General features: G+C 61.3%; 12 protein-coding genes and 1 pseudogene. 10 read left to right on the top strand and 3 right to left on the bottom strand.

Annotated elements, in window-relative coordinates; all coding sequences use genetic code 11:
• The first annotated feature begins 140 nt into the window (after positions 1 to 140).
• From KBZ15_RS10685 to KBZ15_RS10710, 6 genes are all read left to right on the top strand, one after another.
• Positions 141 to 656, top strand: coding sequence for a hypothetical protein (locus tag KBZ15_RS10685; protein ID WP_255015215.1), 516 nt, complete (start codon positions 141 to 143; stop codon positions 654 to 656).
• Positions 657 to 1,127 carry a hypothetical protein gene (locus KBZ15_RS10690; protein ID WP_255015216.1) on the top strand — a complete coding sequence of 157 codons (471 nt, stop codon included), beginning with the start codon at positions 657 to 659 and terminating at the stop codon, positions 1,125 to 1,127.
• Positions 1,085 to 3,481 (top strand): helicase-related protein, encoded by a 2,397-nt coding sequence (locus KBZ15_RS10695; protein ID WP_255015218.1) that lies wholly within the window; start codon positions 1,085 to 1,087, stop codon positions 3,479 to 3,481. Before KBZ15_RS10690 ends, KBZ15_RS10695 begins: the two co-directional genes overlap by 43 nt.
• A complete protein-coding gene (gene pglZ / locus KBZ15_RS10700; protein WP_255015219.1) occupies positions 3,481 to 5,511 on the top strand; it encodes a BREX-3 system phosphatase PglZ in 2,031 nt (676 codons plus the stop codon). Before KBZ15_RS10695 ends, pglZ begins: the two co-directional genes overlap by 1 nt.
• Positions 5,508 to 6,272 (top strand): hypothetical protein, encoded by a 765-nt coding sequence (locus KBZ15_RS10705; RefSeq protein WP_255015221.1) that lies wholly within the window; start codon positions 5,508 to 5,510, stop codon positions 6,270 to 6,272. Before pglZ ends, KBZ15_RS10705 begins: the two co-directional genes overlap by 4 nt.
• 94 nt (positions 6,273 to 6,366) lie before the next feature.
• Positions 6,367 to 6,924 (top strand): hypothetical protein, encoded by a 558-nt coding sequence (locus KBZ15_RS10710; RefSeq protein ID WP_255015222.1) that lies wholly within the window; start codon positions 6,367 to 6,369, stop codon positions 6,922 to 6,924.
• Between the two features lie 3 nt (positions 6,925 to 6,927).
• Here the strand turns inward: KBZ15_RS10710 and KBZ15_RS10715 are convergent, their stop codons facing one another.
• The gene (locus KBZ15_RS10715; protein ID WP_255015224.1) at positions 6,928 to 7,479 is read right to left on the bottom strand and encodes a hypothetical protein; all 552 of its coding nucleotides are present in this window, start codon (positions 7,477 to 7,479) and stop codon (positions 6,928 to 6,930) included.
• A 13-nt stretch (positions 7,480 to 7,492) separates the two neighbouring features.
• Entirely contained in the window at positions 7,493 to 8,254 is a 762-nt protein-coding gene (locus tag KBZ15_RS10720) for an HNH endonuclease signature motif containing protein (RefSeq protein ID WP_255015226.1), read from the bottom strand.
• Between the two features lie 181 nt (positions 8,255 to 8,435).
• On the opposite strand from KBZ15_RS10720, the gene KBZ15_RS10725 reads away from it, so the two are divergent.
• On the top strand, positions 8,436 to 9,023 hold the full coding sequence (locus tag KBZ15_RS10725) for a sigma-70 family RNA polymerase sigma factor (RefSeq protein WP_255015227.1): 588 nt from the start codon (positions 8,436 to 8,438) through the stop codon (positions 9,021 to 9,023).
• 32 nt (positions 9,024 to 9,055) lie between these two features.
• Here the strand turns inward: KBZ15_RS10725 and KBZ15_RS10730 are convergent, their stop codons facing one another.
• Complete coding sequence (locus KBZ15_RS10730; RefSeq protein ID WP_254961797.1) at positions 9,056 to 9,193, bottom strand: hypothetical protein; 138 nt, start codon at positions 9,191 to 9,193, stop codon at positions 9,056 to 9,058.
• Between the two features lie 369 nt (positions 9,194 to 9,562).
• Between KBZ15_RS10730 and KBZ15_RS10735 the strand changes: the two genes are divergently transcribed.
• From KBZ15_RS10735 to KBZ15_RS10745, 3 genes and pseudogenes are all read left to right on the top strand, one after another.
• Positions 9,563 to 9,781, top strand: coding sequence for a hypothetical protein (locus KBZ15_RS10735; protein ID WP_255015228.1), 219 nt, complete (start codon positions 9,563 to 9,565; stop codon positions 9,779 to 9,781).
• Positions 9,782 to 9,840: 59 nt separating this feature from the next.
• Positions 9,841 to 10,242 carry a LexA family transcriptional regulator gene (locus KBZ15_RS10740; RefSeq protein WP_255015229.1) on the top strand — a complete coding sequence of 134 codons (402 nt, stop codon included), beginning with the start codon at positions 9,841 to 9,843 and terminating at the stop codon, positions 10,240 to 10,242.
• Positions 10,243 to 10,399: 157 nt separating this feature from the next.
• Positions 10,400 to 10,593 (top strand): annotated as a pseudogene (locus KBZ15_RS10745) (hypothetical protein); the annotation flags it as partial.

Consider the following 10,593-nt stretch of genomic DNA (forward strand, 5'->3'; position numbering starts at 1 on the left):
GCTCTTTACCGTCCAGATGGCGGCGATGGGGCTGCTATTCAGTCACACGATGATGCCTTCATGCTGACTGAAAGCCCCATTGCGAAAGCAATGACTTCGCTTTACGACCGTGAAATATCCCGATCGCTTCAGGGGATTTCATGAGTACCCTGATCGAGAAGGAGCTCAGTTTTAAGTTCCCAGACGAGTGGAACGCCGAACATTTTGATGCACCAGGTCGACCTTCTATCGTTCACTTTCAGCCAGTCGATTTTGTTGTCGAGCTCCCTCGACGCACCTTGTTCATCGAGGTCAAGGATCCATCGGCAAGCAAGGCCCCGGAGAGTGAGCGCCAGGCCTTTGTCAAAAAAATGCAGACCAAGGAGCTGACGCATACCCAGCTTGTTCCAAAGGCTCGAACTTCTTGGTCTTTCCTCCGCTTGATGAACCGAACCGAAAAGCCAATTACCTACATTGTGGTTATCGGTGCTGACAGCTTGCGTGTCGATCCACCTCTTTGGTCAAATCTCACGGAAAGGCTCAAGGCGAGGCTGCAGCAGGAGATTGATGTGCCCTGGCCATATCAGTATGTCGATCAGTGCATTGTCATTCCTGCGTCTGACTTATCCAGACATCTGCCTGGAGTAACAGTCCAGCGTCTTGCCGCTACTCCCTAGATGAGCTACGCGGCTGGCGACTGGTGTCACTCCCTGGATCACGGCGAACCCTGCAGGGTGATCGCGGTGGAAGACCTTTGGGGTATCCCCACGGCCCAGGTCTGGCTGTCCCGCCGGGACGCTGTGGTCCGTCTGCCGGTCGAGCGGCTGCAGACCCTGGAGCAGGCAAGCCCCGCCAGCCTGGAGCAGCTCAGCTTTGTGGCCGCCGCCGCTCGCATCCTCGATGCCTTTGAGCACGACGCCCTGGTCGCACCGCTGGAGGGTTCCGTCATCCCCCTCCCGCACCAGCTCCAGGCGTTGCAGCGGGCTATGTCGGGAGACCGTGTCCGCTACCTGCTGGCCGATGAGGTGGGGCTAGGCAAAACGATTGAGGCAGGGCTATCATTCGTGAGCTCAAGGTCCGCGGCCTGGCCAAGCGCGTACTCGTTGTGGCCCCTGCCGGTCTGGTCAGCCAGTGGGTCAGCGAGCTAGACACCCACTTCAACGAGACCTTTCACCTCGTTCAGCCCGGCAACTTCGCCGCCTGGCGGCAGCTGCTCGGCGTCGGCCCAGAGGAGAACCTCTGGAAGCAGCACAACCAGGTGGTCTGCACCCTCGATTCCGTCAAGCCGATGGACTCCCGCCGCGGCTGGAGCGCAGAGCAGGTAGCGCGCTACAACCGTGAACGCTTTGAAGACCTGGTCAACGCCGGCTGGGATCTGGTGGTGATCGATGAGGCCCACCGCCTCGGTGGCTCCAGTGAGACCGTGGCCCGTTACCGCCTCGGAGAGGGCCTGGCCCAGGCCTCCCCTTACCTGCTGCTGCTCTCCGCCACCCCACACCAGGGCAAGACCGATGCTTTCCGCCGCCTGCTCTGCTTCCTCGATCCAGGCGCTCTCCCCGATGACAGTTCAGTCACCCGGGAGAACGTCGCCCCGTATGTGATCCGCACCGAAAAGCGTCGGGCCATTAACGACAAGGGGGAGCCGCTGTTTCAGCCGCGCCACACTCAGCTCGTCTCCGTCGCCTGGGACAGTGCTCGGCTGGAGCAGCGGGTGCTCTACGACGCCGTCACGGAGTACGTGCGCGAGGGCTACAACCAGGCTCTGCGCGACAAGCAACCCGCCGTTGGCTTCCTAATGATCCTGATGCAGCGGCTGGTCACCTCCAGCACTGCCGCCATACGCACCGCCCTGGAGCGGCGCCTGCAAGTGTTGGAGTTGCCCACCGGCCAGCTCACGCTGTTTGGGGAAGACGTGGGCGAGGACTGGGCCGAGCTGGAGGGCCAGGAGCAGCTCGAAACCCTGCTGAACAGTCGCCTCAAGGAGCTCAAGAACGAACGGGCCGAGGTGGAGTTGCTGCTCTCCGCTGCCCGCCGCTGTGAGGCCCGGGGGATCGACGTCAAGGCTCAGGCCCTGCTCGACACGATCCAGCAGCTACAGCGGGACGAAAACGACCCAGCCCTCAAGGTGCTGCTGTTCACCGAGTTTGTGCCCACCCAGCAGATGCTGGCGGAGGTCCTGGAGCAGCGCGGTTATCCGGTCGTGGTGCTCAATGGCTCCATGAACCTGGAAGAGCGCAAGAGCGCTCAACGGGCCTTCGCCAATGAGGCCCAGATCCTGATCTCCACCGACGCCGGCGGTGAGGGCCTGAACCTGCAGTTCTGCCACGTGATCATCAACTACGACCTGCCATGGAATCCGATGAAGCTGGAGCAGCGCATCGGTCGGGTTGATCGCATCGGCCAGGCCCACGTGGTGCGGGCTCTCAACTTCGCCCTGGAAGACACCGTCGAGCTGCGGGTGCGTGAGGTGCTGGAGGAAAAGCTGGAGCGGATCCTGCAGGAGTTCGGTGTAGACAAGCTCTCCGATGTGCTCGATTCGGAAGAAAACGGTCTCGACTTCCAGCAGCTCTATGTCAATGCCGTTCTGACGCCAGAAGAGGCGGAAGCGAGGGCAGCGGCGCTCGCAGAGGCGATCCGCGCCCGGGCCCTATCTGCCCATGAAGGGGCCAACTTGCTCTCAAGCTCCGAGGAGCTCGATCCAAAGGCCGCTCAGCGTGTGGCCGGCCATTTGATGCCCTTCTGGACCGAGCGCATGACTCTCTCCTGGCTGCATACCCAGAACGAGTCCGGTGGGCAGGTGCGACCGAACCCTGCTGGCGGCCTGGATCTGCATTGGCCCGATGGCCACCGCGACCTCAGGGCAACCTTCAGCCGGCAGAGCGCCAAAGAGGCGGGGCTGCTACACCTCAGCCTTGAGGAACCGAGGCTGAGGGCCCTCACGGCCTCCTTGCCGCCCAGGGCGCCGGGGATGACGGTTCCGGTCCTGCTTCTTCCAGAACTCGCCGGCAAGGTGTACGGGATCTGGTCACTCTGGCGGGTGGCTGTACAGACCAGCGAGGGCCGCAGCCAGCGCCTGCTCCCGCTGTTCCTGTCCAGCGAAGGCAAGCTGCTGGAGCCCACGGCCCGCCTGATCTGGGAGCGGCTGATCAGCCTTGATGGTGAGCTGCAGCTCCTTCCGGGTTCACAGCTTTCGTCTGTGGAGGCGGCTCAGGCCTACGACCGCAGTCACCAGCAAGCCCAGCAGCAAGGCAGGCCCCTATTCGATGAGCTCCAGGCCAAACACAAGCAGAGGCTGGAGCGTGAGCGCCGCAAGCAGGAGCTGGCCTTCGCAGCGCGGCAGCGTGCGATCGAGCAGCTCGGTCTGCCCCAGGTTCGCGACTTCCGCCGCGCTCAGCTGCAGCAGGAGGAGCAGCAGTGGCGGCAGGAGTTCCAGCGGCGCCAGGAGACCTTGCCCTCTCTGACCCTGCTGCTGCTGATGTCCCTGGCCCCCGCTTCAGCCTGATGGAAAACCCGGACCCCGCTGCGAGTTGGCGTCAGCCGGTGCTGGAGTGCTTCACCAGCGAGAGCGCCACCGCCAGTCGGCTCACAGTGGTCAACGATCCCGACCAGCTGTTCGCCGAACCGGTCTTGCGCTCAGTGCTTGCCGAGCGGGGCTATGAGCTGCTGGCCTACGAGGAGCCCGTCGCCTTTCGCTACCTGTTTGAGCATCGCTGCCGGCCGCGCTGGGAGGCAGGAGAGCTACTGCATGTCGTTGTCGTGAACGGCGGCGAGGCCTCGGCCCGCACCGTTCTCCCTTTCGATCTCCTGTCAGAGGCCCGCGCTACCCAGCGCGAGTTCAGCTTCAGCCTGCCCAGCCTCTTCCCCAGCCTCGACCCCAACGTTCTCTCCGAGCTCGAGCCCAGCCAGTTCGATGCGTTGAGTGAGGCCCTGCAGCGGGCGAACCCTGGGCAGCTGGGCGCGAACGCTACCCAGGACTTTCTCCTCAACCACCTCTACGAGGTGGTGCCTAGCCAGATCCGGCAGCCTGCCGACCTGCTGCGTCTGCTGCTGCGGCGCCATCTGCGTCAGCAACAACTTCCGCCGCTGCTCGATCAGCGCCTGCTGGAGCAGCTCTGCCTCCAGAAGCAGTGGCGGCAGTGGCCCCTAGAGCGCCTGCTGCCTAACCGGGCTTCCTTCTTCTCCTTTCTCCAGGAACGCTGGCCCCTGTTTCTTCAGGCACAGGGGTATGCGGTCGTCCCTGGACGTGAACTGCCGGCTCCGCGACTCCCCGGGCCCGTGCTGCTGCCCTTTGACCACGACGACATTCGGGTCTTCATCGACAACTTATTCGCCGAGGGTTTGTTGGAGCCCACCACGGCGATTGCGGCAGATGCAGTCCCCTCAGGCTGGATGCGTCTCGGTGTCGTAGGCAAGCAGGAGGAAAACGCAGCCCTCCGGCTGGAGCGTCTTCTGCCGCTGCTTGAAGGGGAGCTGCCAGGCGCTGCTGCCAAACACGAAGACTGGGAGCTTTTCGGCCTTCGCTGGGCTGAGGCGCAGGTGCTGCGAACGGAGCTCAGTAGCTCCCTTAGCCGGGAGGTCAGCTCCCAGCTCGATCAGCTGCAGCTGGCCCTAGAGGAGGCCTTCGGGAGCTGGATGCTTCAGCGCTACAGCGCGTTGTCTACGCTGCCGGCCCTCCCTAGACCCATCACCCTCGACAAGGTCGCCCACTTCCTGGCTCATCAGCAGGCCGGTGGCTCCAAGAGGCTGGCGCTGGTAGTGGTCGATGGGCTGGCCCTCGACCAGTGGCTGCTGCTGCGCGACTCCCTTGGCGGGCTTGATCTCCAGGAGAGCGTCTGCTGGGCCTGGGTGCCCACCATCACCTCTGTCTCCCGGCAAACGATCTTCGCGGCAGAGGCACCGATGTTCTTCCCCCAGAGCATTGGCACCACCAGCAAGGAGCCCAAGCACTGGGAGCGCTTCTGGGGTGAGCAGGGCCTGCGGGGGCCGGCTGTGGCCTACGTCAGGCAGGGGTCACAGGAGCCCGACAGCGAGCTGCTGGAGAAGGTCAAGGAATTCGCCTCTAGCCCAGCCTGCCGGGCCCTGGGCATCGTCGTCGGCAAGGTAGATGAAATGCTCCACGGCGTTGTCACCGGACTCGGAGGGTTGCACGCCCAGGTTCGCCAGTGGAGCCAGCAGGGGGCCTTCCGAGCTTTGATCGATTCCCTGCTGGAGCAAGGCTTCACCGTTTACGTCACCGCAGATCACGGCAACGTCGCTGCCAAAGGAATTGGCCGTCCCAACGTGGGCACCGTTCCCGAGGAAAAGGGCGAGCGAGCCTGGGTGTTCCGCGACGACGTGCTGCGGGCGCAGGTGCAACAGGCCCTCCCAACCGCTCTCCTGTGGCCTGGTCCCGGTCTGCCAGCTGACTATTCCGTATTGCTGCCCCGCGGAGTCGATGCCTTTCTCGCCCAGGGCAAGGAAACCCTCGGCCATGGAGGCATCGCGCTGGAAGAGGTTCTGGTTCCCTTCGTGCGCATCCAGGAGCCCGCATGACCAGGCGCAAAACCATTGGCTTTGACCGGCGCCTCGCGCTCGACTGGCTGGAGGCGACAGCCAGTCGGGTAGCGGCAGGGGACTCCCTGGAAGATCTCAGGGCCGGAATGTGGGAGTACCTCGAAGGGAAGGTGAGCGGGGACAAGTTCAACAGCGATCGTGGCAAGACCATGACGGTCCTTACCAGGATTTGGGGCAAGGTTCCAGCTGCTGTCGAGCCCCTCAAGCCCCGGGCGGTAGCTGCCTTCCAAGCATCAAAAGCTCGTGATCATCTCGCCCTGCATTGGGCCATGGCGATCGCCAGCTATCCCGTTTTCTCCGATGTCGCGGCAACGGCAGGGCGCCTGCTCACGCTGCAGGACTCCTTCTCCCTCGCCCAGCTCACCAAAAGAATGGTGGCGCAATGGTCCGAGCGTCCAGTGCTGGTGAAGTCCACGCAGCGGATCATCCGTTCGCTGGTGGACTGGGGAGCTCTGACAGATACCGAAACCAAGGGCGTTTATGCACGCGCTCCAAAGTCTTTGCCCGTCACCAAAGAGATTGCGGTACTGCTGTGCGAGGCGCTACTGCTCGACAATGAGCACCACTCCCTGCCTGCCAACCAGCTTCTGGATCATCCAGCCATATTCCCTTTCACCCATTTGCTAACCATTGCAGAGCTCAGAGAAGAGCCCGTCTTTGATATCCATCGCCAGGGAATTGATGGCGACATGATTGAGCTTCGATACCCGCAAGCGCCTCATGCAATGCCCGAGGGATAATGCAAGTCGCAAAGAATATTAACTGGCTTGCAATTGTCAACCCGGGAACTGTGCTCCTGCCAAATTCTATTCCTATCACATTGAGCTTTATGCGATGCTCTTAGCCCGCAAGGAACCAGCTGGCTATCCAGAACTCAGCTTTCTAGGGTTTGACGTGCTGGAACTTCTTGCTGACATCCAAGTCGAGATGGGGCTGACCAGTGCAGAACCTGCAACCCTTAGCCTTCAATCAATAGAAACACTGGCTTGCATTTATCATGGCCCCGGGAAGGCAGGAGGCAATATCTACCTCCACTCACTATTCAACCGTTCTGACGTACCACGGCCAGTGATCGAACACGTGCTCCGGCATGAGTTGCTTCACCTCAAGATACCCGTCCGTGTGATTGATGGAAAGAGAGTGGATCATCCGCCTGAATTCTGGGAAGCCGAAGCGAAGCTTGTGCCATGGAAGTCATCTTCCTGGGCGTGGATGTACGCAGCCTTCTGGGATGCACTCAAGGTTGATCGCGATAATGAGTGCATCTGGATCAAAAAAACCTGGAAGCGCCTGCAGCGCCATCCTTATCCAAGGTGGCAAGCGATCCTTGATGACACCAAGTTCATTGAAGGGAAAGAGGAAGAGATCAAAAGTCTCATGCAGGGGATTTAAGTACTACGGCTGATACTCGCTCTCATCTTCCCACTTTTGCTTGGCGCTTCCCAGCAGGCCGACAACAAGGCCAAGTGCAGGCAGGGGGATATGCACGGACGAAAGGCTTAGCTGGGTGACAGGTCCAGATGATAATAGAAGGCAAGCAATGAAGTAGAGCAGGACGCAAATGCTCAGCATCTGGAGCCTGCCCTTCCGTTCGTTCTGAAACGAATCAAGCAAAACAGCATTCCAGCCTCCAAAAGCACTAATGCAACAAAGTCCATAGCCAGCCAGGGTCAGCAGGCCTCGCCAGCCAAATCCTCCAATGGCCTGAAAAGCAACGATAAGCAAGGGTGTATTTAAGACTGTCGAGAGCACTGCATTGACCTGTAATCGTTGCTTTAATCTCCGTTTTTGTTGATGCAGCAACCAGTCTAGATCTGGATCGCTGCAGTATCCACCAGGGCCAACAATTGCCTCTCTGCCATCAGGGTGACGGTACAAATGCTCCCAAGCAGAATCTTCGTAATCGATCAATTTGATCAAGACCCAGTCGCCCACACCTTGCTTCATAGCCATATCACATCTATTCGATAGAAAGCAGAGCAGCTTCTGCGGGCCATGCCTGCTCGAGAAGCCTGCACCCTTTTCTCGCATTTTCAGATGCACCGATAATACGCAGATTGGCTGGATGATGCAGGCCTCCTTTGGAGAGCGGAGTGATGTGATCAACGTGGTACTTGATGAAGCCAGCTGCTTGGTTGCGTCGATCCCGCTCCTCGTAGATGTTCTGGATTTGCGCTTTTTCCTGCGGGTTCAAATCTGGCGTTTGCTCAAGGAGTCGCTGCTTTCTTCTCTGCAAGTAAATAGCCGATTTATGCCGGTTTGCTTCGTACACTGCCTCCGGCGGTGGGCAAGCCAGGCCTTCTAGGTCAAGTGCGGGCCGTTTCAGTGCCCAAAGCTCCTGGCGCAGCTGTTTTGAGCACCACTGGTGATACCGAGTATCGCCGTGGAGGTCGATTACGTCTCTAAATCTGCTTACGACATAAATAAAGTCATCCCCAAGATGTGCACCTGTCCACTGAGTCCAGCACCTTGCTAGGTAGCGCTCTTTGCTCCTTACCCAGATGAACAGGGTGGGAAGCTCGAGGGCCTCTTCTCCTTTCGCGGGTCCGCGCCGGGCATACGTTTGATCGCCCTGCTTAGTGATCAGCCCGCGGTCGTTCGACTGAATAACGCGGAACTTCAAATCCATGGCGGCTGGAGCATTCACCTGCTGCTGCGCCCAGCAGCCTATGGGCGGTGGTGCTGGTAGGCCAGACAAGCCGGGATAGGGGGCGTTGCTCAAGGTTGGCTTGACACCCGGAGCTCCGGGAGGAATCTGCTTGCCACCAGGCCGTCAAACACCCACCTGAATCCCTCGTCCAGTCCTCGCGCTGCGTCAAGGATCTAGCCATGCGCCCCTGCGGGGCGTCCTTGTCACATCACTGCGGCTGGCCGTTGGGGGTGGGGTTCTCTCCCGTCCCCAGATGGCTGCCCCGCTTTCCCGCTCTGCCCTCCGTGCCCGCGATGCCCTGGTGCTGGAGCACCTCTCCCTGGCTGATGCCGTTGCCTCAGCTGTAGCCCGCCGCTTCTTCCCTTTGGTTGAGCGGGAGGATCTGATCCAGGTAGCCCGTGAGGCTCTGATTCGCTCTGCTCCCAGCTGCCGCGCTGGCGAGCCTGCCGCTCCATACCTGCGCCGCTGCATCAGCGGGGCCCTGCAGCATCACCTGCGCGATCGGGTGCGGCTGGTGCGCATTCCACGCCGGCTGCATGAGCAGGGTCAGTGCCCTTTGGGTCACATCAGCCTTGATGGCCATGCCGCTGGCGAGCCGTGCCTGCTCGATCAGCTGGCGGCCCCAGAGCAAGAAGCAGCCGGGCCCGCTGATGATCTGGCGCTGGAGCAGCTAGTAGATCAGCTGCCTGCAGCGCAAGCCACGGCCCTGCGGCTCACCGTCCTCGAGGGCCTCTCGCTGCGGGCTGCAGCAGAGCAGCTGCAAATCAGCGCCATGTCAGTGCAGCGGGCCCAGAAGAAGGCTCTTGAGGCTCTGCGCCAGCAGCTGGCGGGGGCGGGCTGAGGCCCTGTCGATCTATTGCTGCCAGGGGCCTTTCAGCGCAGCGGCCCTGGCAGGCGGCGGATCGGCCTCACCTGCGGCTTGAGCGGCGGCGGGATCTGCAGTTGCTGGTCGACCCAGTGGGCAGCAAGGGCCGCCAGCAGGCTGTTGCGGTCGCCGTGGATGCGGAGCATGGCGTTAGCTGAAAGTGCTGCCCGCCAGCCTGATCGGGCCGGCCCGCTCCGCCAGCGCAGAAGGCAACAGGGCCGCGCAACCAATGGCACAACCGCGGCCATCAAAAGCACCAGTTCAAGCTCCGGGAATACATGTCAGTCCGCGCTGCTTCCTCGCGGCTCGAGATCAGCGCCATGCCGATGTCGCACCATGAGGTGCGCCTAGCGGCTTTCAGGCGACATCGAAAACTGAGCAAGAGGCGACACGAAAACTGAGCCACCTGGCAGACGATCCAGCGAGCAATCGATCTGGGGTTGTCCTTGTTCCGCTCGCACCGGAGCAGGCTGCGGCTTGGCAGCCAATCGCCTGTGGCTTTCTACGGTGCAGCGATGGCCCAAGACCTCAAGCACCCCGCCACCGGCGATTTGATTGTGTTGGCGGACGGTGAGCAGCTTTGGCGGATCGGCTGGCCTGGTGCACCGGTCCTAGTCGTCACTAAGAGCGGACCAGACGGCAACGCCCTCTACCGACTGGCTGATCCCAAATGCAAAACCTGGAACAAGGTGGGGGATATGAAGCTTGTGCCCTGGCCAGAAGCCGGGAGCTGAGCCAACCCAACCCACCTCACCAGGAGTAGAACAGCCGTACTGCCGCCTCTGCTGGTTTGATGTTGGCCGACCTGCCTATTGGCGAGCCTGTGCCCTTCTGCCCGGGCTCGTTAGGTGAGGGCTTGGATCTCCAGACCGTCCTGATTCCCAACCCGGTTTGCACCTTCTACATGCGGGCCAGCGGCAATGGCATGCGCCAGCACGGGATCAACGACGGCGACCTGATGGTGATTGACCGCAGTGTTGAACCCTGCTCCGGCCATGTCGTCGTCGTTGCCCACCAGGGCAGCTTCTTAATGCGGCCGCTCTTGCGTCAGGGGGAGCAGTGGTTACTTGAACCGGTGCGGCCAGGAGAAGCAGCAATTCCTTTGGACCTGGAGGTATTTGATCGCTCAGGGCTATTTGGCGTGGTGGTGCATGCGGTGCATCACCTTGGCAAGCCGCGTTTGCGCAAGATCTGATCGCTCCTGCCTTGACCTGACCTGCGGAGAAGGCTCGCCCTAGCTGGGTCGGCTTCCGGTGGGGCTTACTCCGGGTCCTCTCCATTGTGCTTCCTTCCTGCGTCAGTACGCCTCTGGGATCGGTCCCATCGCCGCGCCACACCTGGCGCCGAATCCCATGGCATCACTAGCTGCCCAGTCCAAGTTCTGCCGGCCAGAAGAAGATCCCTTCCTGCTGCTTGATCGCGCCTCGCGCTCTATCGAGCAGCTGCTGCGCCGCGATCTGCCGCTGCGCCGCACCTGGAGCGAGCAGCCCTATGGAGAAGAGGAAATCACCCTCCTAGAAGAAGAGGTGCTGCCTGCCATCGCTCA

The organism is Cyanobium sp. BA20m-p-22 (genome assembly GCF_024346275.1).
Classification (GTDB): domain Bacteria; phylum Cyanobacteriota; class Cyanobacteriia; order PCC-6307; family Cyanobiaceae; genus Cyanobium_A.

Excerpts from the sequence above, each read along its gene's own strand:
- KBZ15_RS10685 (WP_255015215.1), top strand. The coding sequence starts at position 141 with ATGAGTACCCTGATCGAGAAGGAGCTCAGTTTTAAGTTCCCAGACGAG.
- KBZ15_RS10690 (WP_255015216.1), top strand. The coding sequence starts at position 657 with ATGAGCTACGCGGCTGGCGACTGGTGTCACTCCCTGGATCACGGCGAA.
- pglZ (WP_255015219.1), top strand. The coding sequence starts at position 3,481 with ATGGAAAACCCGGACCCCGCTGCGAGTTGGCGTCAGCCGGTGCTGGAG.
- KBZ15_RS10705 (WP_255015221.1), top strand. The coding sequence starts at position 5,508 with ATGACCAGGCGCAAAACCATTGGCTTTGACCGGCGCCTCGCGCTCGAC.
- KBZ15_RS10710 (WP_255015222.1), top strand. The coding sequence starts at position 6,367 with ATGCTCTTAGCCCGCAAGGAACCAGCTGGCTATCCAGAACTCAGCTTT.
- KBZ15_RS10715 (WP_255015224.1), bottom strand. The coding sequence starts at position 7,479 with ATGAAGCAAGGTGTGGGCGACTGGGTCTTGATCAAATTGATCGATTAC.
- KBZ15_RS10725 (WP_255015227.1), top strand. The coding sequence starts at position 8,436 with ATGGCTGCCCCGCTTTCCCGCTCTGCCCTCCGTGCCCGCGATGCCCTG.
- KBZ15_RS10730 (WP_254961797.1), bottom strand. The coding sequence starts at position 9,193 with ATGCTCCGCATCCACGGCGACCGCAACAGCCTGCTGGCGGCCCTTGCT.
- KBZ15_RS10735 (WP_255015228.1), top strand. The coding sequence starts at position 9,563 with ATGGCCCAAGACCTCAAGCACCCCGCCACCGGCGATTTGATTGTGTTG.
- KBZ15_RS10740 (WP_255015229.1), top strand. The coding sequence starts at position 9,841 with ATGTTGGCCGACCTGCCTATTGGCGAGCCTGTGCCCTTCTGCCCGGGC.